This is a genomic window from Cobetia amphilecti (assembly GCF_032923285.1).
GTDB classification, from domain to species: Bacteria; Pseudomonadota; Gammaproteobacteria; order Pseudomonadales; family Halomonadaceae; genus Cobetia; species Cobetia amphilecti.
Genome location: NZ_CP136695.1, coordinates 1,774,220 through 1,794,714, shown reverse-complemented (window position 1 = coordinate 1,794,714; position 20,495 = coordinate 1,774,220). Strand labels below are relative to the sequence as shown.

Genomic DNA, 20,495 nt, shown 5'->3' with positions numbered 1-20,495 from the left:
GCGGACTGCCCTCTGCAGTCCCCGTTGCAGCACAGGATTTCTTGCATGGCTCACGAGACGCTTACCCTGGCCCAGCTGGCCGGACACGACGATTTCATCTCCCGCCACAATGGGCCGACCGATGCCAATGTGACGCGCATGTTGGCGACGCTGGGCGAAGAGAGCATCGCCACGCTCATCGACCGCACGGTGCCCACCGCCATTCGTCTGGGCCGTGAGCTGGATCTCGAAGGGCCACGCACGGAATCCGAAGCACTGGACTACCTGAAGCGCCTCGCGCGTCAGAACAGGGTGTTCAAGACCTATATCGGTCAGGGTTACCACAACACCCACCTGCCGGCGGTCATCCAGCGCAACGTGCTGGAAAATCCGGGCTGGTACACCGCCTATACGCCGTATCAGCCGGAAATCGCCCAGGGCCGTCTCGAAGGACTGCTCAACTTCCAGCAGGCGGTGATGGACCTGACCGGCATGGAGCTGGCCAACGCCAGCCTGCTGGACGAAGCCACCGCCGCTGCCGAGGCCATGGCGCTGTGTCAACGCGGCAACAAGAAGAGCAAGAGCAAGCGCTTCTTCATCGCCGATGACGTGCTGCCGCAGACCCTGGACGTCATGCGCACCCGCGCCGACTACTTCGGCTTCGAGCTGATCATCGATGCCGCCGAGAACGTCGGCGAGCACGACATCTTCGGCGCCCTCTTCCAGTATCCGGGCAACACCGGTCAGGTGCGCGACCTCGCGCCGCTGCTGGACGCCGCGCGCGCCAATGGCGCGATGAGCGTGGTGGCCGCCGACCTGCTGAGCCTGGTGCTGCTCAAGTCGCCGGGCAGCCTCGGCGCCGACATCGTCGTCGGTACCTCCCAGCGCTTCGGCGTGCCGATGGGCTTCGGCGGCCCGCACGCGGCCTTCTTCGCCACCACCGACAAGCTCAAGCGCTCCATCCCGGGCCGCATCATCGGCGTCTCCAAGGACTCACGCGGCAACCCGGCACTGCGCATGGCGATGCAGACCCGCGAGCAGCACATCCGCCGCGAGAAGGCGACCTCCAACATCTGTACCGCCCAGGCACTGCTGGCCAACATCGCCGGCTTCTACGCCGTCTATCACGGTGCCGAGGGCCTCAAGCGCATCGCCACCCGCGTGCATCGCCTGACCAGCATTCTCGCCGAGGGCGTCAGCCGTTGCGGCATGGCACTGGCCCACGACAGCTGGTTCGATGCCATCACCGTGACCGGCGTGGATGAGGGCAAGATCCACGGTCGCGAGCTGACCCACGAGATCAACCTGCGCCACCACGGCGACGGCCGCATCACCATCAACCTCGACGAGACCACCACCGCCGCTGACGTCGGCGTGCTGTTCGACGTGCTGCTCGGCGAGGAGCACGGCCTGTCCGTCGCCGCGCTGGACCAGGACCTGCTGGCCAAGGGCGCAAGCGCGATTCCGGCGGCCTGCCAGCGTGACAGCGACTTCCTGACCCACCCGACCTTCAGCCGCTACCACTCGGAAACCGAGATGCTGCGCTACCTGAAGCGTCTGGAGAACAAGGACCTGTCGCTGACCCACGCGATGATTCCGCTGGGCAGCTGCACCATGAAGCTGAACGCCACCACCGAGATGATCCCGGTCACCTGGCCCGAATTCGCCAACGTCCATCCCTTCGCACCGTCGGATCAGGTAGTCGGCTACAAGCAGATGATCGATGAGCTGTCGGCCTTCCTGGTCGAGATCACCGGCTACGACGCCATCTCCATGCAGCCGAATTCCGGCGCGCAGGGGGAATACGCGGGGCTGGTCGCGATCCGTCGCTACCAGGCCTCCATCGGCGAAGGCGCGCGCGACATCTGCCTGATCCCCAGCTCCGCCCACGGCACCAACCCGGCCTCCGCCGCGATGGCCGCCATGAAGGTGGTGGTGGTCGAGTGTGACGCCAACGGCAACATCGACATCGCCGACCTGCGCGCCAAGGCCGAACAGCACAGCGACAAGCTGTCCGCGATCATGATCACCTACCCGTCCACCCACGGCGTGTTCGAGGAAACCGTGCGCGAGGCCTGTCAGGTCGTTCACGACCACGGCGGCCAGGTCTACATCGACGGCGCCAACATGAACGCTCAGGTCGGCATCTGCCGCCCGGGTGACTTCGGCGGCGATGTCTCGCACCTCAACCTGCACAAGACCTTCTGCATTCCCCACGGTGGCGGCGGCCCGGGCATGGGCCCGATCGGCATCAAGGCCCACCTGGCGCCGTTCGTCTCCAACCACGTGGTCACCCCGCTGGAAGGCGTGAAGCCGGAATGCACCGCCGTCTCGGCCGCCGCCTTCGGTTCCGCGGCGATCCTGCCGATCTCCTGGGCCTACATCAAGATGATGGGCGCGCAGGGGCTGCGTGAAGCCACCGAGCTTGCGATCCTCAACGCCAACTACATCGCCACGCGTCTCGATGGGCACTATCCGGTGCTCTATCGCGGCAAGAACGGCACCGTGGCGCATGAGTGCATCATCGATATCCGCCCGCTGAAGGCCGCTTCCGGCATCAGCGAGGAAGACATCGCCAAGCGTCTGATCGACTACGGCTTCCACGCGCCGACCATGTCGTTCCCGGTGGCGGGCACGCTGATGGTCGAGCCCACCGAGTCCGAGTCGCTCTACGAGATCGACCGTTTCTGTGAGGCGATGATCGCGATTCGCGCCGAGATCACCCGTGTCGAGCAAGGTGAGTGGACCCTGGAAGACAACCCGCTGGTGCACGCGCCGCACACTCAGGCCGACCTGATGGACGCCGAGTGGACGCGCAGCTACTCCCGCGAGATCGGCGCCTTCCCCAGCGAGCACGTCAAGGCCGCCAAGCAGTGGCCGGCGGTCAACCGGGTCGACAACGTGCACGGCGATCGTCAGTTGATCTGCTCCTGCCCGAGCATCGATCTCTACCGTGATTGAGAGCCGTGACTGAACGCGGTAATTAAAAGCCGTAACGGTAAGCCAGCAATGAGAAAGTGATGAAACGCTGTCGCTGATCGCTGTGGCACAAAAACGCCCCTGCCGGGAAACCGGCAGGGGCGTTGTCGTTGCTGCTGTCTTTCAGGAAACTGCTCGAAGGCGCACTGTCGCGCCGGCCAAACTTACTCCTTCCAGCTCTTGAGCAGCTCGTCGTAGGCGATGGTCTCGCCCTTGGGCTTCTCGTTGTCCAGCTTGGCCTTCGGCGCACCCGGCTGGGCGAACCAGTACTCCGCATCACGCTCCTCGTTGAGCTTCGGCCCACAGTTGTCCATCACCTTGGCGCGCTCGAGACGCTCGAGAATGCGGTCCTGCGCCTTGGCCAGACCATCGAGGGCTTCCTGCGGCGTGGCTTCGCCGCTGGCGGCCTGGGAGATGTACTGCCACCACAGCTGGGCGAGCTTCGGGTAATCCGGCACGTTGGTCCCGGTCGGCGACCACTGCACCCGCGCCGGGCTGCGATAGAACTCGACCAGACCGCCCAGCTTCGGCGCGGCATCGGTCATCGCCTGGGACTGGATATCCGACTCGCGGATCGGCGTCAGCCCTTCCAGGGTCTTCTTGAGCGAGACGGTCTTGGCGGTGACGAACTGCGCGTACAGCCAGGCCGCGTGACGATTCTTCTCCGGCGTGGAATCGAAGAAGGTCCAGGCGCCCACGTCCTGATAGCCAAGCTTCATGCCCTCTTCCCAGTACGGGCCATGCGGCGACGGCGCCATGCGCCACTTCGGGGTGCCATCGTCGTTGACCACCGGCAGGCCATCCCGCGTCATGTCGGCGGTGAAGGCGGTGTACCAGAAGATCTGCTGGGCGATGTTGCCCTGGGACGGCACCGGACCGGACTCGGAGAAGGTCATGCCCTGGGCTTCCGGCGGTGCGTACTTGCCCAGCCAGTCGACATACTTGGTGGTGGCATAGACGGCCGCCGGGCCGTTGGCCGCGCCGCCACGTGTCACCGAGGAGCCCACCGGCTGACATTCCTCGACACGAATGCCCCACTCGTCCACCGGCAGGCCGTTGGGCAGGCCCTTGTCGCCGGCACCCGCCATCGAGAACCAGGCATCGGTGAAGCGCCAGCCAAGTGACGGGTCCTTCTTGCCGTAATCCATGTGGCCGTAGACCCGCTCACCGTCGATTTCCTTGACGTCATTGGTGAAGAAGTCGGCGATGTCCTCATAGGCCGACCAGTTGACCGGCACCCCCAGCTCGTAGCCGTACTTGTCCTTGAACTGCTTCTTCAAATCTTCGCGCTCGAACCAGTCGGCACGGAACCAGTAGAGGTTGGCGAACTGCTGGTCCGGCAGCTGATAGAGCTTGTCATCCGGGCCGGTGGTGAAATCCAGCCCGATGAAGTCGTCCAGATCCAGCGTCGGCGAGGTGAAGGCCTTGCCGTCGCCTTCCATCATGTCGCTGATCGGCACGACCTTGCCATAGCGGAAGTGCGTGCCGATCAGGTCGGAGTCGTTGACGTAGCCATCGTAGATATTGCGCCCGGACTGCATCTGGGTCTGCAGTTTCTCGATGACGTCGCCTTCCTGGATCAAGTCGTGGGTCAGCTTGATGCCGGTGATCTCGCTGAAGGCCTTGGCCAGCACCTTGGACTCGTATTCATGGGTGGTCAGGGTTTCCGAGGCCACCTTGATTTCCATGCCGCGCAGCGGTTCAGCGGCCTTGATGAACCATTCGAGCTCGGACATCTGCTCGTCCTTGCTCAGCGTGGAGGGTGAGAACTCCTGATCGATCCACTTCCTTGCCGCATCCTGATACTGATCGGCCATGGCCTGACTGGAAAGGCCGGCAAGCCCCGCCGCCGTGGCGAAGGCGATGGCGTAACGCAGGCGTGCGGGTCGAATGATGTGCTGACTCATGGGATGTCCCTTCATTGGCGTTATTGTTGTGTCGCGTCTTCCAACAACCACTTCCGTCAATCACGTGTCGCGCGGCGCGATTCGCCGCCTTGCTTGCTCTCGGTGCTGCTCGTCCTCCTGCCGTTGCGATCGGCTGTCGTTGGCTGCTGCTCTGTTGTTCTTGCTGCTCTGTTGTCCTTGCTGACCTGATTGCTCTGCTGCGCTGATGCCCTGATGCACTGATACTCAGCGGCTTGCTGTCACTCTCGCGTCTCCTGCAGCAGCTCGCGCTGGGCGCGGTAGAGCGAGGCGGGCTCCACGGCCTCGCCCGGCGACTCGACGCGTGCCTGCAAGGCATCCATCGGCGGCAAGGGGTCATACTCGGTCACGCCCTTGGCATTCATCACTCGGGCATAGTCATGGCGGTTGGCGATGCCCAGCGCATGCCCGGTCGCCCCGACGACCGTCGGCATGATCACCTTGCCGAAGTGGGAGTCGGCGCGCATGAAGGGCCAGGCAGCATGCGGCTTGCCGGTATTGACCGGATTCCACAGCACCAGCCCGCGCAGATGATTGGGCTGATGGCCGACACTGGCGCCCCAGCGGTCACGCACATGACCGCCACGCTTGCGATCGAACACGTTGTCGCGCGATTGCTGACCATGCAGCTCGATACCACTGTCACCGGCGTGCTCCAGTTCAAGGTAGACGTTATGGGTCGCGTAGCGGGCCACCCCGGGCGCATGCCAGGCATGACTTTGGTCGACTACCTGGCGGGCCAGTACCTGATTGCTGTCACTGATCGTCATCGCGATATGCCCGGGCTTGCCGGTCATCGTCACGTCTTCGAGTGTCAGCTGTGAGCTGTGGCGCACCTTCACCCCCTGATTGAAACTGTCGAGCCGCACGTCACGTACCCAGCCATCCGTGATGCCATCCAGGTCCAGAAGGCCGAAGCCGCTGTCATCCTCGGCACTGCGGTGATGCTTGAAGTGCCCCCGCCAGTTGCCCTTGAGCGTGATGCCCTGCACCCCGACTTCCCGCGCCGGGTGCAGGCGTGCGATGCGCCACTGCTCGCCGGGAAAGCGCTCATGCACCACCGGCAGCGAGAGCGTGAGGCGCTTGCCGTCACGTGCCACCACGCGATAGCGCGCCCGCTTGATCACTCCGTCACGCTCGATCAACCAGCGTGACTCGCCGGTGCTGGCGTCCTTTTCCATCTGATAGGGCGCCAGGGCACGCGCCACTGACTCAGGCCGCTTGTCGATGCTCTCCAGCAGCACCTCATCGCCTGGCGAGAGCGCTGCGCCATCTGTCTCATCCGACTGACCCGCCTCATCCGCCAGCGTGATCGTGTCCTGCGTATCCGCCGGCTGCCGGTGTCTCGTCGGTGTGACGGCTTGCCATTCTTCCTGCTTGCCCCCCTCGGCCAGATTGCCCAGATGCAGCAGCCAGGGAGTGCTCCAGTACCAGCTGGCGTGCAACGGCAGCATCGGCCGGGTCTGCTTGAGGTGCGTGACATCACTGCCCGCGCCCATCAAGGTCCAATGACTGCCTGCCAGACTCAAACCCTGCATCTTGAGCAATGCCTCGCGCAGCGCCTGCTGGTGTTCTGCGTCCGCCACCGCGGCTTTCAGTGCCACCAGGCGGGAGTGAAACCAGTCGCGCTCGGCCGCCCCATACACCACGTAATCCCCCGCCGGGAAATAGAGCACGCCGCGGCGCGCCGGGCGGTCAGCGTCATCACTGCCCTGGCGCTGCCAGTCACGCATGGCGGCATGCGCCTCGAGAATGGCGCGGCGATCACTCAGGGTGTCACTACCATCCGCGCCGTAGGCCGTGACATCGAACCGGCGCAGCACGCCCTTTGCGCTCTCACCTGCCGTGCCCTTTTCTGCCTCGCCCTTTCCTGCCGCTTCACCCTCGTCACGGGACTCGAGCTCAAGCGCCGGCAGTGCCTCGCCCTGGTGGTAGCCGGCGCGGGAAACGTCTGGCAGTGGCAGTGGCTTGCGCGCCTTGGGTGAGCGGGTCTGATTGGCCTGCCACACGCGCTGATACTGCTGCCACAATGTTGATTGCCCTGCATCTTCCGTTTCGCCATCCCCGACCTGCTGATCAGGCGTCGCGGCGTCCGGGTTGTCGAGCGGTGTACCGGCCCACCAGCCGAGGGCGACAACGCAGGCAATGCTCAGCCCTGTCACGCCCGCCCAGAGACGACGGCGGTTCTTGCGGCCCGGCGAGGGAGAGTCGCCACGTGAAGCGCCATGTGAAGCACCCTTTGAAGCACTACCTGTAGACGAGCGATGCGGTGAACGAGATGACGACATGCAACGAGATTCCAGAGCGGCGAATGACACTGGCGGATGCCAGTCAGAACCGCTTGGGACTCCCCTCAGGCTGTCCGGTTCCGTGTTGCCACCGGGCGACGCTGCCTGTCGTCAGCGCTCTCTCCTCTTCACATCTCCCCGCATGTCATCCCCACTTCATCCCCACTTCATCAACACCAGCATCCAGACGACACACACGATGCTGATCATCCACAGCACCTGATCGGTAAAGCCCAACCACAGCAGATGCAGCCAGCCGCTGGAGAGCAGGCCGATGAACAGTCTGTCGCCCCGCGTGGTCGCGATGGGCAGAAATCCCTGCCGACTCAGCGTCGGGGTCACGAACTGCCAGGCGGTCATGCCCAGCAGCAGGGTGCCGATACCGGCAAAGAAGAGTGACGTGGGCAGTGTCCAGGCCATCCATTCCATCATCATGTCCTCTTGTGGGCCGCCAGCAGAGACTTGCTGACGGCAATGACAGCGGCGCTCGGCCTGGTGACGATCACACCCGGCCCAGGGCGAAGCCCTTGGCGACATGGTTGCGCACGAAGTAGATCACCAGAATGCCGGGAATCAGCGTCAGGGCACCGGCGGCGGCCAGCACGCCCCAGTCGATGCCCGAGGCCGAGACCGTTCGCGTCATCACCGCCGCTATCGGTTTCGCCTCCGTCGAGGTCAGGGTTCGCGCCAGCAACAGCTCCACCCACGAGAACATGAAGCAGAAGAAGGCGGTCACCCCGATTCCCGGGCGAATCATCGGAATGAACAGCGTCAGGAAGAAGCGCGGGAAGCTGTAGCCGTCGATATAGGCCGTCTCATCGATCTCCTTGGGTACGCCGGACATGAAGCCTTCCAGAATCCAGACCGCCAGCGGCACGTTGAACAGACAGTGCGCGAGTGCCACCGCCAGCGGGGTATCGAACAGCCCCACCGAGGAATAGAGCTGGAAGAACGGCAGCAGGAAGACCGCCGGCGGCGCCATGCGATTGGTCAGCAGCCAGAAGAACAGATGCTTGTCGCCCAGGAAGCGATAGCGCGAGAAGGCATAGGCCGCCGGCAGCGCCACCGCCAGCGAGATGAGCATGTTGAGCACCACGTAGCTCATCGAGTTGAGGTAGCCCATGTACCAGCTGGGGTCGGTGAAGATCACCCGATAGTTGTCGAAGGTGAAGTTCTCGGGCCACAGGGTCAGGCCGCCGAGAATCTCCTGATTCGACTTGAAGGACATGATCAGCAGCCAGTAGATCGGCACCAGCAGGAACAGCAGATAGATCGTCATTACCAGACGCTTGCGTGTGGTCATCACTCGTCTCCTCAGGCGTCGTCACTGTCCTGATGGGTCATGGCGGTATAGAACAGCCACGAGACCAGCAGGATGATGAGGAAGTAGATCAGCGAGAAGGCTGCGGCACGTCCGAGATCGAACTGGCCGATCGCCATCTGGGTCAAGGTCTGGGACAGGAAGGTGGTGGTGGTACCCGGCCCGCCACCGGTGAGCACGAAGGGCTCGGTGTAGATCATGAAGCTGTCCATGAAGCGCAACATGATGCCGATCAACAGCACGCTCTTGAGCTTGGGCAGCTGGATGTAGCGGAACACGGCCCAGGGCGAGGCACGGTCGATACGCGCGGCCTGGTAATAGACATCGGGAATGGCACGTAGCCCCGAATAGCACAGCAACGCCACCAGCGACGTCCAGTGCCAGACATCCATCACCAGCACCGTCACCCAGGCGTCAGCCGGATTGGAGGCGTAGTTGTAGTCGATGCCCAGCTGGCCCAGCGCCCAGCCGTAGAGACCGATGTCCTCACGACCGATGATCTGCCAGATGGTGCCGACCACATTCCAGGGGATCAGCAGCGGCAAGGCCAGCAGAATCATGCACAGCGAGACCATGAAGCCCTTGCGCGGCATCGAGAGCGCCACGGCGATCCCCAGCGGAATCTCGATGGCTAGCACCGCGAATGAATAGACGAACTGACGGATCAGCGAATCGTGCAGGCGCTCGTCACGCAGGATCTCGCGATACCACTCGGTGCCGACGAAGAAGCGCGTGGAGGGGTCGAAGATGTCCTGCACCGAGTAGTTGACCACCGTCATCATCGGGATGATGGCCGAGAATGCCACCACGATGACTACCGGCAGCACCAGCCACCAGGCGCGATTGTTGTGTGTGCGTTGCATCAGGCGTTTCCTCCCGGCCGCTGGTCATCTTCCCCTCTGACAGGGCCGCCACTCTCCCCTCTGGCAAAGCTGTCCGCCTCGCCACTGTCGGGCGCGCCGGCCTGTGACAGGTCCAGCAGGTGCTCATCGAGATAGAAGCGCTGCCAGCGGGCCGGCAGGCGCAGACGCACGCGGCCTGTCGGCAGCAGCGCATCTTCCTCGATGCGCGCCTTGAACAGGCAGCCGCCACCGATGTCGAGATCCACCACCTTGTAGGTCCCCAGGTCCTGCACCAGCGTGACCTGACCACTCAGCCAATGCTCGCGGGTGTCGGGAACCGCCGCCGCTGATGAGCTGTCGCTGGCCTCGAGCTCGACGAATTCGGGGCGAATGCCCAGTTTCAACTCGCCCTTGCGCTCCGCCAGTGTCGCTAGCAGCGCTCGTGGAAGATGCAGCAAGGGTGCATCCTCCCCCGTGCCGAGCCGCACGCCCTGCGATTCCAGCGTGATGCTGGCCAGGTTCATGCCCGGTGAGCCGATGAAGTAGCCCACGAAGGTGTGAGCGGGGTCCTCGAACAGCTCGCGCGGGGTGCCGAACTGCACGATGCGGCCCTCGTACATCACCGCGATCTTGTCGGCGAAGGTCGAGGCCTCCAGCTGATCATGGGTGACGTAGACCATGGTGATGTTGAACTGCTCGTGGATCTGCTTGAGCTTGCGGCGCAGCTTCCACTTGAGGTGGGGGTCGATGACCGTCAGCGGTTCATCGAACAGGATGGCGGCCACGTCATCGCGCACCAGGCCACGGCCCATCGAGACCTTCTGCTTCTCGTCGGCCGTCAGGTTGCTGGCACGCCGAGTCAGCAGGTCTTCCAGCTCCAGCACCTGGGCGATCTCACGCACCCGGGACTGCACCTTGTGCTCCGGCTGGCGCTGATTGCGCAGCGGAAAGGCCAGATTGTCGAAGACCGTCATGGTGTCGTAGACCACCGGGAACTGGAAAACCTGGGCAATGTTGCGCTCTTCCGGCGGCAGCCGATTGACCACGCGATCATCGAAGCGCACCTCGCCCTCGGAGGGGGCCAGCAGCCCGGAGATGATGTTGAGCAGCGTGCTCTTGCCACACCCCGACGGGCCGAGCAGTGCATAGGCGCCGCCCTGCTGCCAGACATGATTCATGCGCCGGATGGCGTAATCACTGTCCGCGGTGGGCGCCGCCAGGTAGCTGTGCGCCAGATCATTGAGGTGTATTTCCGCCATCAGGCCAGCCCTCCGCCAGTCGTGGTGGGTCGCTCGGGCGAGCGGATCAGTGCCCCATCGCCATGCTGTTCCGCCCCGTCACCACCATCGGCGGCATAGACGAACAGCTTGTGGGCGGGGGCATAGACGCGGATGGCATCATCCACGGCGAAGTCGTGGATGCCGGCCAGATGCAGGACCAGCGAGTGATCGTCATTGCTGACATGCAGGAAGGTCTCGGAGCCGGAGATCTCGGCGATATCCACCGTGACGGCGAACTCCAGATCATCATCGGCCAGAGGTGCCAGCCCCAGATGGCTGGGGCGGATGCCGAAGCGGTAGGCCCCGCTCTCGATCCCCGCCAGTGGCGTGGGCAGCACGAAACGGCTGCCCTGCTCGCCGGCACTGGCCGCGCCGGAGAACGCCAGCTCACGTCCGCGCACCTCGGCCTCGAACAGATTGATCTGCGGCTCGGAGTAGAGCTTCGCCGCCTCGACACTCAGTGGATGATGGTAGACGGCCTCGGTAGGCCCGGACTGCAGCACCCGCCCTTCATGCATCAGGGTGGTGGTGCCGCCGAGTGCCAGCGCCTCGCCGGGCTCGGTGGTGGCGTAGACGGCAATGGTGTTGCGGGTCGCGAACAGGCTGCGCATCTCGTGGCGCAGTTCTTCGCGCAGCTTGTAGTCGAGATTGACCAGCGGTTCATCGAACAGCACCAGGTCGGCGTCCTTGACCAGCGCCCGCGCCATGGCCGTGCGCTGCTGCTGGCCACCGGACAACTCCGCCGGCTGACGCGCAAGAAACTGCTCGATATGCAGCATCTCGGCGATCTCGTGCACGCGGCGGCGGATTTCCTCCGGCGCCATGCGCGCCAGCTTCAGCGGCGAGGCGATGTTGTCGTAGACGCTCAGGCTCGGGTAGTTGATGAACTGCTGATAGACCATCGAGATGTTGCGCTCGCGCACTGGACGGCCGGTCACGTCCTCGCCGTTCATCACGATGCGCCCGTCACTGGGCACATCGAGACCCGCCATCAGGCGCATCAGCGACGTCTTGCCGGACAGGGTGCGTCCCAGCAGCACATTGAAGGAGCCGGGCTCGAAGGTCAGGTCCACCCTGTCGATATGGGTCTCGCGGCCAACCCGGCGGGTGACCGCCTCAAGGCTCAAGGACATGGCGCTGTCTCGTCTGGTGAAAGTCATCGGGGCAAGGACACGGCCAACCACTGCCGAGTGTTCACACCCACCTGGTGACTATCCTCAAGCGAACCCTGTGCCAGCCGCGCGCAACCCCCTGCCCACAGACAGCCTCCATCGCCCCTCGGAGGGCGCCGGATTCCGCTCTTCTGTCGATCATTCAGCCACTTGCCAGATGCGACCAAGGCAGGGGCAGACCATGGTCTAGCCCGTCATCCGCCGCGTCTGCCGCTACTCTGATGAACAGTGTCTGCACACTGGAGTCCTCGGAACTGAACACTCACCACGCACAAGTGAACATTGCCGTGAACACTCCCCCAGACCGATCACAGCATCGATAACAGCACCAATAACAACAGAGGCCTGAAAGGCCCGCCGCACAAGGGACATCGCATGCCACTACCCCACGCCGCCAAACACTCAGCGCGCCACGCTGCTCATCATTCGGCCAAGCATCCAGCTCACCACGCAGAGGATCAGGCGCTCGATCCAAGCGCCGCCTGCGCAACGTCTGCGGCGGCGCTTCCACCTGCTCCCTCCTCTTCTCTTCCCTCTTCTTTCCCCTCGTCGCTGCCGCCCTCAACCCTCAGGTGTCCGCCGGAGGAGCTCGTCTGGCGTCAGCGTCAGGCCGCCAACCTGATGGCGACGGTGGCGTCAGCGGTGGCCGGCCATACCCTCAACCTGCTCGATCACTGGCAGGCGTGTCTGGTGCTGACCGACCGCGACGGCGTGGTGCTGGCAAGCTACGGCCATCAACAGCTGCTGGGCAATGACGCCCCCCTGTTGCACCCCGGCGCGCGCTGGCGTGAGGAGTCGCTGGGTCACAACGCCATCGCCGAGACCCTGAATGCACCGCGTGCCAATCGCCTGGCGCGCATCGCGCTCGAAGCGCATGACGCCGAATGCCTCAAGGGGCTGGCCAGTGCCAGTGCCGCGCTGCTGGCACCCGCCAGCTGGAGTGCCAATCGAGGCCTGACGCCCGGCGCCTGCGAGGGGTGCCTGGGACTGATCTGCGATCCCTACCGTGTGCGCCAGTACAGCCTCGGCATGCTCGGCGTACTGGCGGATGACATCGAGCAACGCCGTCTGGGCGAGGCGCATGGGCACGACCATCACCTGTTGCGCCTGCATCTCAACCGCTCGCAGCTGGACTCGCCCAGTGCGGCCCTGCTGGCCGTCACGCCGCAAGGTCAGGTCGCTGCCGCCAGTCGCCGGGGACTGCAGCTGCTGGCGGCTCATCTTGAACTCACGCCCGCTTCCGAAAACGCAGCCAACGCAACGGACAGCGCAGCCAATGCAGCGGACAGCGACAGCTGCGCCACCCGCGATGACATCCACCTGCTGCTGGGCCAGCCGCTGGCACGCTGGCAGCTGGACTGGGCGCCGCTGGCCCAGCTCGCCAATGCGCAGTGCCTGATGCTCACACAACACCCGCGCTTCACGGGCTACACCCTGTGTGCAGCCCCGCCCAGGCCACGGGTCGTGGCCCGTGCGCCGGCCGAGCGCTCCGCAAGCCAGCCACCGGCCGAAGTCGCCACTCGAGAGACTGCGTGCCACCCGAGCCTCGCGCGCCTGCATCATGGCGATGCCGGCTGGGCCAGAGTCTGCGAACTGCTGGCGCGGCTGGTGAACGCCCGCCTGCCACTACTGCTGCAGGGCGAGACCGGCGTCGGCAAGGAGGAAGTGGTCAAGGCGCTGCATCAGGCCAGTCATCGCGCCCATCAGCCGCTGGTCGCCATCAACTGCGCCGCCTTGCCTGATGAGCTGGTCGAGGCCGAGCTGTTCGGCTATCGGCGCGGCGCCTTTACCGGTGCCGACCCCGCCGGACGCGAAGGCCGCCTGCTCGAGGCCAATGGCGGGCGCCTGTTTCTGGATGAGATCGGCGACATGCCACTGCATGTGCAGGCGCGTCTGCTACGCGTGCTGCAGGAGCGTGAAGTCACCCCGCTGGGCGGCGGCAAGCCGCAGCGGGTCGATTTCGAACTGGTCGCCGCCACCCATCAGCCCCTCAGCGAGCTGGTCAAGGCCGGGCGCTTCCGGGCGGATCTCTACTATCGCCTGTGTGGGGCCACCATCGCCCTGCCGCCGCTGAGGGAGCGTCACGACATCGCCGGACTGAGTCGTGCCCTGCTGACACGGCTGTGCGGGGAGCAGCAACGTGAGCTGCCGCGCATCACGCCCGCCTTCCTCGATCGCCTCACCCAGCATGACTGGCCCGGCAACGTGCGCGAGCTGGACAACGTGCTGCGTCTGGCGCTGGCACTGTGCGATGGGCCGACCCTGGAGCCGTGCCATGTGATGCTGGCGGGCGACTGTCTCGCCTCACAGGGCGACTGCCACGCGGCAGAGGGCGAGATTGCCCACCAGCCCTCGCAACCGAGCGGCCTGCCCTCGCTGCATGATCTCTTCAGTGCCGAGGAGCTGCAGAGTGCGCTGGACGCGCTGGGCGGCAACGTCTCGCGTCTCGCGCGGGAGCTGGGCATCAGCCGCACCACGCTCTACAAGCGACTCGGCGCGGCCTGACGCAGCAGGCTTTTCCTCAAGCCCTGTCTCCAAGCCCTGTCTTCAAGCCCTGGCCCTGAAACGCCCTTGCCCCCGCAGACAGACTCTGCGGGGGCAAGGGCGTTTCTTGCGACTCCTGTTTCTCACAGCCATCAAGCGCTCAGCACTCAAGAGCAAAGGGCAGAGGGTCGAGGACAGTGGTCAGCTCGGCGTCAGGCCGCGCAGACGTTCATTGCGGCGGCGAATCAGCTCCAGTGTCGTCAGCAGCAGGATCGAGACCATCACCAGCAGCGTGGCCACCGCCAGAATCGTCGGGCTGATCTCCTCGCGGATACCGGACCACATCTGGATCGGGATGGTGGTCTGCGCCGGCCCGGCGATGAACAGCACCACCACGACTTCATCGAACGAGGTGATGAAGGCGAACAGCGCACCGGACACCACCCCCGGCGTCACCAGCGGCAGGATGATGCGGAAGAAGGTGCGACTCGGACTGGCCCCCAGCGAGTGCGCCGCACGTGTCAGCGAGTGATCGAAGCCGGACAGCGTCGCCGTCACCGTGATCACCACGAAGGGAATGCCCAGCGCCGTGTGCGCCAGAATCACGCCCAGATAGGTCTGGGTCAGCCCCAGTTTCGAGAAGAAGAAGAACATCGCCGCGGCGCTGATGATCAGCGGCACGATCATCGGCGAGATCAGGATCGCCATGATGGTATTGCGAAACGGCATGAAACGGCTGGAAAGCCCCAGTGCGGCAAGCGTGCCCAGTACCGTGGCCAGCACCGTCGCGCACACCGCCACGATGATGCTGTTCTTGATCGAGCGCATCCACTCATCCGAGGTGAAGAACTCCTGATACCAGCGCAGCGAGTAGCCCTCCGGGTCCAGCGACAGCATCTTCTCCGAGAAGGTGAAGTAGGGTTCGGCATTGAACGAGAGCGGAATGATCACCAGGATCGGCCCGATCAGGAACAGGAAGATCAGCGTGCACAGCACGCAGAACACCCAATGCCAGATCCGCTCACCACGAGTTGCATAGGAAGGTATGGCCATCTGTCACCCCAGTTTGACCTTGTCCACACCGATCAGGCGGTTGTAGACGAGATAGAAGAGGATCACCACGACCAGCAGTATCGAGCCAATGGCCGCTGCCAGGCCCCAGTTGAGCGAGGTCTGCATGTGATAGGCGATGAAGTTGGTGATGAAGCGGCCCGACTGCCCGCCCACCAGTGCCGGCGTGATGTAGTAGCCGATGGAGAGGATGAAGACCAGAATCGAGCCCGCCCCGATGCCCGGCAAGGTCTGCGGGAAGTAGACACGCCGGAAGGCGGTTATCGGCCCGGCACCCAGCGAGCGCGCCGCATGCATGTAGCTGGGCGGTATGGTCTTCATCACCGAGTACAGCGGCAGGATCATGAACGGCAGCAGGATGTGGGTCATCGCGATGATGGTGCCGGTCTTGTTGTAGATCATCTGGATACGCGCCTCCTCGGCGAGTATCCCGACGCCCACCAGCATGTCATTGAGCACCCCCTGCTGCTGCAGGATCGCGATCCAGGTGGTGGTTCGCACCAGCAGCGAGGTCCAGAACGGCAGCAGCACCAGAATCATCAGCAGATTGCCGCGACTGGCTGGCAGGGTCGCCAGCAGCCAGGCCACCGGATAGGCCAGCAACAGACACAGCCCGGTGATCGCCGCGCTCATCCAGAAGGTGCGGATGAACAGCGAGACGTGGATCTGCAGATACTCCGGTTTCTCGACGATCTCGCCTGTCGGTGAGAACTGGCGATCCACCGCCGCCAGATAGTAGGAAGCGGTGAGAGGCGACGATTCGCGTTTGATCAGACGCCAGATATCCGGGTCCTCCCAATCCTCATCGGCCTTGATCAGCGCGGCCTTGTAAGGGGCCTCCATGCGACCGGCACGGCGGGCGCTCTTCATGAACAGCGACCGCATGCCGGACTTTTCGTAGTTGAGACGCGAGGCGACGCGCCCGAGATTGCGCGCCTTGAGTCCCGCGGCCAGATCCTGCGCCAGGGCGGCGTAGGCGGCCTCTTCCGGCAACCCTTCGCCGTCCCAGTCGACCAGCACCTCGCTGGTGCGCGGTAGATAGGTGGAGACTTCCGGGTTGTCGACACTGCGTGACAGCATGTCGAAGATGGGCATGACGAATGCCAGCCCGATGAAGACCAGCAACGGCGCCACCAGCAGCAACGCCTTGATGCGACTGCGACGGATGGCGCGATTGAGGCTCTGTTTCAGCGGTACGCCATCGGCGGTGGTCAGCGCCGCGCCGGGGGCGCCAGTGGGGTCATGTGCTGCGCTTCCGGACGTGGCCGGGGCGGAGGAATCGCTCATCCTGCACTCCTTGATCGGCTATCCGAGGATGCCTGGGCCGCCAGCCGGCTTCCGCGTGACAGTGACGGAAGCCAACCTGGCGGAATCGAGCATGGCCGACGGGCCATCAGGCATGATCAAAAAGGCCCCGGCGCGCGGGTGTGCGCCACCGGGGCCAGCGGGTCAGTGCAGGGGTCAGCGTGCCAGCCAGGCGTTGAAGCGCTGGCTCAGCTCATCGAGGTTGTCGGCCCAGAATTCGTCATCCTTGGGGATGGCGGTCTCGAAGTTGGGGCCATAGGTGGGCATGTGCGGCTTCATGTCGATGCCGGTGTCCGCATGGGTCGAGACCAGTGCCGCGGAGGAGGTACGCGCCGGCCCGTAGGAGATGTACTTGGCCTGATCCGCCAGTCGCTGGGTATCGGTGGCGAACATCAGGTAATCCTTGACCTTGTCGAGCTTGCCGGTCGGGACGACCCAGCCATCCAGCTCGAAGACCTGGGCATCCCAGACGATGGAGAATGGCTGCTTCTCGTTGACCTCGGCATCGAAGATGCGTCCGTTGTAGGCCGAGGCGAAGGCCACTTCCTTGTCCGCCAGCAGCTGCGGCGGCTGTGCGCCCTCTTCCCACCAGATCACGCTGTCCTTGATGGTATCGAGCTTGGCGAAGGCACGTTCGATGCCTTCCTCGGAATCCAGCATCTCGTAGACATCTTCCGGGGCCACGCCATCGGCTACCAGCGCCCACTCCATGTTGTTGATCGGCTTCTTCTGCAGCGCACGCTTGCCGGGGAATTCCTCGAGATTGAAGACGTCATCGATGGAATCCGGCTGCTTGTCCTCGGGGAACATCTCGGTATTGAAGGCCACGATGTTGGAGTAGACGATCTGCGGCACGAAGCACTCGCTGAGCGAATTCTCGATGAAGTCCTCGCTGGCCGGCGTGCCATCCGGCGCTGCCGCGAACAGGGTGTCCGGGTCCAGCGGCTCGATCAGGCCTTCCGAACAGGCGATCAAGGCATCACTGGGCAGCATGTCGACCAGGTCCCAGGTGACGTTGCCGGCCTGGACCTGTGCGCGCAGACCGGACAGCGCATTGGATGACTTGTCGATATTGACGACGGTGTCGCCGCTCTTCTCTTCCCAGGGCTCGTGATAGGCCTTGTTCTGGCTGTCGGTATAGGCGCCGCCCCACGAGACGATATTGAGCGTCTCGGCCTGGGCCGCTGCGGCGCTCATGCCGGCCGCTGCCACGGCAACCGCCAGCAGGCTGCGCAGCGGCATGCCCGGGCGCGAGGTAGTGAATGACGCGGTGAACTGATTGATGACTGACATGGATGAATCTCCCTGATTTCTTGTTGTTGTGCTGCACTCTTGTCGCGAAATCTGCTCTTGCTCTGCTGAGGAAGCGTGCTTCACCTCCCGTGCTGCCTTGTCTTTACTCGCCTGTCCTTTCTCGCCTGTTCTTTGCTGGCCTGTTCTGACCTTTGCTGGCCTCAGGCATCCAGCGCCCGGCAGTCGCAGGCGTCCCATCCGACCTGCAATGTCTGCCCGGGCCGCAAGGGCGGATAACCCTCGGCGTTGGGTGTCTTGATGATGAATTCGTCACTGCCACACACCGCCACGCGCGTGCGCAGATGATCTCCAAGATAGATCACCTCGAGCACCTCGGCGGAGAAGACATTGTCGGGAGGGCTTTGCGTGCCCGCGGCGCCTGGCTCTTCCGCCGACAGCAGGCGTACCCGCTCCGGGCGCAGTGACAGCTGGGTGCGCTCGCCGACCTCATTGACGGCCACCTTGAGTGCCCGTACCTGCTCGCCGCTGTCGAGGGTCACCGTGCAATGCTCCCCCTGAGCGTCAAGCTGCGATACCTGGCCGTTGAGGCGATTGTTCTCGCCGATGAAATAGGCGACGAAGGCATTCTCCGGCGCTTCATACAGCGCCTCGGGGGTTGCCAGCTGCTGGACGATGCCGTCATTGAAGACCGCGATGCGGTCCGACATGGTCAGCGCTTCCGTCTGATCATGGGTCACATAGAGCATGGTGACGCCGAGGCGCTGGTGGATGCGCTTGATCTCGAACTGCATCTCCTCGCGCAGGTTCTTGTCCAGCGCCCCCAGCGGTTCATCCATCAGCACCAGCTCCGGCTCGAAGACCAGCGCACGTGCCAGGGCGACCCGCTGTTGCTGCCCGCCGGAGAGCTGCCCCGGACGGCGATCGCCGAATTCGCCGAGTCGCACCATGTCCAGCGCGTTGGCCACCTTGGTCGAGATCTCCTCCTTGCTCATGCCGCGCACTTCCAATGGGAAGGCCAGGTTCTCGGCCACGCTCATGTGCGGAAACAGTGCATAGTTCTGGAAGACCATGCCGATGCCGCGCTTGTGCGGTGGCAAGTCATTGATGGGGGTACCGTCGAGGAGGATGTCGCCGTGGGTCGGCGTTTCGAAGCCTGCCATCATCATCAGGCAGGTGGTCTTGCCGGAACCGGACGGTCCCAGCAGGGTGACGAACTCGCCGCGCTGGACTTCAAGATTGAAGCCCTTGACCACCAGCGTTTCGCCGTCATAGCTCTTTTGCACATCATTGAAGATCGCGAAGCAGGAGCTGGTCTCCTGCGGCGCGTCGGGCTCAGCAGTCGTGACCATGCGTGGTATCCATACGTGTTGTTGTTATCGTGGAGCATGTGATCGAACAGGCTTCACCGGCCCTGATCGCTGCCCTCAGTCCCATTTGACCCTACGGGGGCAAGCGAGAGGCGACAAGCGCCGCGCTCGCTGAAAAGCGTTGAAATCAGGCTATGCGAAAGTCTAAATGTTGAACTACCGTCGCCTGCCATTCGCCAAGGGCCCTCGGCATGCACCGCCGCTGAATCACCGACGCCACATGGCGCTTCCCCGGTGAGCGCCCACTGAAAAGCCCCCGCTGCACACAAGGCAGCGGGGGCTTTGGGCCTTTCAACTCTGGGTTGCCCGAGGTGGGCAGCCATATCAGAGCCTCTGGGGTTCAGCGGCGGTCAGAACTTGGTAATGACCCACACCGCGTGGATGATCCCCGGCAGGAAACCGAAGCAGGTCAGGATGATGTTGATCCAGAAATGCTTGTTGGCGACACCCACCTGCATGAGAACGCCCAGCGGCGGCAGGATGATGGCCAGAATGATGCGAATGATATCCATGAGTTGCTCCTTGCGATTGTGACAACCGTGACTCCACGGAGGTCATGAATGTTCGGTACTCGTGTTGATCAGTGTCCTTCTTGATCACAGTCCTTCTCGATCACTGCCCGTCTCGATCAGCGTCAGCCTTGTCGACGTCATCGTCGTGCGCAGAGGCGGATCCGCCGGCGCGGGCCTGACGATCGATCTTCTGGGACAGCTTCTCGGAGTCCGCGGCCAGCTGCTCGTGGTAGCGCTCCCAGTCTTCCCAGTCATGCGGCGTCCCGGTGCGTGGCCGATGGCTGCCGGACTCACGTGCACGTGCCCAGGCATGTTCTTCCAGACTCTGAGGCTTGTCCTCCTCCTTGTCCTTGTCGCCGTCCAGGCCGTGCTTCGCCATGTACTCTCGTGCGTTCATCTATTGCCTCGCTTGCCAGACTCGACGCCTGACGATGCCGTGACGTACCCACTACCTATGGCTGACAGGGGCAAATATCAAGTCTGTATAACTATTTCCGGCAAAAAAGCCGCTTGCCGACCAGCACGTTCCTGCCGAGAACAAGGCCATGAGCCAGCACACGACTGACTGTCAGCAGTATCATCAAGAAAAGCTATCGCCTCGCTTGATGCAATCAAATTCACCCGCAAGAGGCTTGCCCCTAGACTGGCTCCAGTTTCGCAAGGCACTGATTTCTCATGCACTCGACATTGTCATCGAGCCTCAGTCGCCTGCCATC

The 20,495-nt window shown here is 63.8% G+C and carries 15 protein-coding genes; 2 read left to right on the top strand and 13 right to left on the bottom strand.

The window, feature by feature from the left end:
• Positions 1-45 precede the first annotated feature (45 nt).
• Complete coding sequence (gene gcvP, locus R1T44_RS07720; protein WP_317292830.1) at positions 46-2,940, top strand: aminomethyl-transferring glycine dehydrogenase; 2,895 nt, start codon at positions 46-48, stop codon at positions 2,938-2,940.
• 182 nt (positions 2,941-3,122) lie between these two features.
• Here the strand turns inward: gcvP and R1T44_RS07715 are convergent, their stop codons facing one another.
• The 7 genes from R1T44_RS07715 to R1T44_RS07685 all read right to left on the bottom strand — a co-directional run bounded on the left by R1T44_RS07715 (position 3,123) and on the right by R1T44_RS07685 (position 11,747).
• Positions 3,123-4,775 carry an ABC transporter substrate-binding protein gene (locus tag R1T44_RS07715; RefSeq protein ID WP_225348116.1) on the bottom strand — a complete coding sequence of 551 codons (1,653 nt, stop codon included), beginning with the start codon at positions 4,773-4,775 and terminating at the stop codon, positions 3,123-3,125.
• Between the two features lie 329 nt (positions 4,776-5,104).
• Positions 5,105-7,171 (bottom strand): DUF4955 domain-containing protein, encoded by a 2,067-nt coding sequence (locus tag R1T44_RS07710; protein WP_153635421.1) that lies wholly within the window; start codon positions 7,169-7,171, stop codon positions 5,105-5,107.
• A gap of 156 nt (positions 7,172-7,327) precedes the next feature.
• On the bottom strand, positions 7,328-7,600 hold the full coding sequence (locus R1T44_RS07705; protein WP_043334560.1) for a DUF2160 domain-containing protein: 273 nt from the start codon (positions 7,598-7,600) through the stop codon (positions 7,328-7,330).
• A gap of 73 nt (positions 7,601-7,673) precedes the next feature.
• Complete coding sequence (locus R1T44_RS07700; protein WP_043334505.1) at positions 7,674-8,474, bottom strand: carbohydrate ABC transporter permease; 801 nt, start codon at positions 8,472-8,474, stop codon at positions 7,674-7,676.
• A gap of 11 nt (positions 8,475-8,485) precedes the next feature.
• Positions 8,486-9,355 (bottom strand): carbohydrate ABC transporter permease, encoded by an 870-nt coding sequence (locus tag R1T44_RS07695; protein WP_043334509.1) that lies wholly within the window; start codon positions 9,353-9,355, stop codon positions 8,486-8,488.
• A complete protein-coding gene (locus R1T44_RS07690; RefSeq protein ID WP_153635420.1) occupies positions 9,355-10,593 on the bottom strand; it encodes an ABC transporter ATP-binding protein in 1,239 nt (412 codons plus the stop codon). Before R1T44_RS07690 ends, R1T44_RS07695 begins: the two co-directional genes overlap by 1 nt.
• Positions 10,593-11,747, bottom strand: a complete 1,155-nt coding sequence (locus tag R1T44_RS07685) for an ABC transporter ATP-binding protein (RefSeq protein ID WP_153635419.1) — start codon at positions 11,745-11,747, stop codon at positions 10,593-10,595. Before R1T44_RS07685 ends, R1T44_RS07690 begins: the two co-directional genes overlap by 1 nt.
• 660 nt (positions 11,748-12,407) lie before the next feature.
• Here R1T44_RS07685 and R1T44_RS07680 point away from each other — a divergent pair.
• The gene (locus R1T44_RS07680) at positions 12,408-14,291 is read left to right on the top strand and encodes a sigma-54-dependent Fis family transcriptional regulator (protein ID WP_317292829.1); all 1,884 of its coding nucleotides are present in this window, start codon (positions 12,408-12,410) and stop codon (positions 14,289-14,291) included.
• A gap of 180 nt (positions 14,292-14,471) precedes the next feature.
• Here R1T44_RS07680 and R1T44_RS07675 read toward each other — a convergent pair whose 3' ends face one another.
• The 6 genes from R1T44_RS07675 to R1T44_RS07650 form a co-directional block, all read right to left on the bottom strand.
• A complete protein-coding gene (locus tag R1T44_RS07675; RefSeq protein ID WP_153635418.1) occupies positions 14,472-15,323 on the bottom strand; it encodes an ABC transporter permease in 852 nt (283 codons plus the stop codon).
• Positions 15,324-15,326: 3 nt separating this feature from the next.
• On the bottom strand, positions 15,327-16,628 hold the full coding sequence (locus tag R1T44_RS07670; protein WP_153635417.1) for an ABC transporter permease: 1,302 nt from the start codon (positions 16,626-16,628) through the stop codon (positions 15,327-15,329).
• A gap of 174 nt (positions 16,629-16,802) precedes the next feature.
• Positions 16,803-17,939, bottom strand: coding sequence for an extracellular solute-binding protein (locus R1T44_RS07665; protein ID WP_317292828.1), 1,137 nt, complete (start codon positions 17,937-17,939; stop codon positions 16,803-16,805).
• A gap of 161 nt (positions 17,940-18,100) precedes the next feature.
• Positions 18,101-19,249, bottom strand: coding sequence for an ABC transporter ATP-binding protein (locus R1T44_RS07660; RefSeq protein WP_082388792.1), 1,149 nt, complete (start codon positions 19,247-19,249; stop codon positions 18,101-18,103).
• 368 nt (positions 19,250-19,617) lie between these two features.
• Positions 19,618-19,779: a YqaE/Pmp3 family membrane protein gene (locus R1T44_RS07655; RefSeq protein ID WP_043334518.1), complete on the bottom strand. Its 162-nt coding sequence runs from the start codon at positions 19,777-19,779 to the stop codon at positions 19,618-19,620.
• 100 nt (positions 19,780-19,879) lie between these two features.
• Positions 19,880-20,158: a hypothetical protein gene (locus R1T44_RS07650; protein WP_197738711.1), complete on the bottom strand. Its 279-nt coding sequence runs from the start codon at positions 20,156-20,158 to the stop codon at positions 19,880-19,882.
• Positions 20,159-20,495: the final 337 nt, after the last annotated feature.

Bases quoted from the DNA above. Each gene is read 5' to 3' on its own strand.
- gcvP (WP_317292830.1), top strand. From the start codon at position 46: ATGGCTCACGAGACGCTTACCCTGGCCCAGCTGGCCGGACACGACGAT.
- R1T44_RS07715 (WP_225348116.1), bottom strand. From the start codon at position 4,775: ATGGCCGATCAGTATCAGGATGCGGCAAGGAAGTGGATCGATCAGGAG.
- R1T44_RS07710 (WP_153635421.1), bottom strand. From the start codon at position 7,171: ATGTCGTCATCTCGTTCACCGCATCGCTCGTCTACAGGTAGTGCTTCA.
- R1T44_RS07705 (WP_043334560.1), bottom strand. From the start codon at position 7,600: ATGGAATGGATGGCCTGGACACTGCCCACGTCACTCTTCTTTGCCGGT.
- R1T44_RS07700 (WP_043334505.1), bottom strand. From the start codon at position 8,474: ATGACCACACGCAAGCGTCTGGTAATGACGATCTATCTGCTGTTCCTG.
- R1T44_RS07695 (WP_043334509.1), bottom strand. From the start codon at position 9,355: ATGCAACGCACACACAACAATCGCGCCTGGTGGCTGGTGCTGCCGGTA.
- R1T44_RS07690 (WP_153635420.1), bottom strand. From the start codon at position 10,593: ATGGCGGAAATACACCTCAATGATCTGGCGCACAGCTACCTGGCGGCG.
- R1T44_RS07685 (WP_153635419.1), bottom strand. From the start codon at position 11,747: ATGTCCTTGAGCCTTGAGGCGGTCACCCGCCGGGTTGGCCGCGAGACC.
- R1T44_RS07680 (WP_317292829.1), top strand. From the start codon at position 12,408: ATGGCGACGGTGGCGTCAGCGGTGGCCGGCCATACCCTCAACCTGCTC.
- R1T44_RS07675 (WP_153635418.1), bottom strand. From the start codon at position 15,323: ATGGCCATACCTTCCTATGCAACTCGTGGTGAGCGGATCTGGCATTGG.
- R1T44_RS07670 (WP_153635417.1), bottom strand. From the start codon at position 16,628: ATGAGCGATTCCTCCGCCCCGGCCACGTCCGGAAGCGCAGCACATGAC.
- R1T44_RS07665 (WP_317292828.1), bottom strand. From the start codon at position 17,939: ATGTCAGTCATCAATCAGTTCACCGCGTCATTCACTACCTCGCGCCCG.
- R1T44_RS07660 (WP_082388792.1), bottom strand. From the start codon at position 19,249: ATGGTCACGACTGCTGAGCCCGACGCGCCGCAGGAGACCAGCTCCTGC.
- R1T44_RS07655 (WP_043334518.1), bottom strand. From the start codon at position 19,779: ATGGATATCATTCGCATCATTCTGGCCATCATCCTGCCGCCGCTGGGC.
- R1T44_RS07650 (WP_197738711.1), bottom strand. From the start codon at position 20,158: ATGGCGAAGCACGGCCTGGACGGCGACAAGGACAAGGAGGAGGACAAG.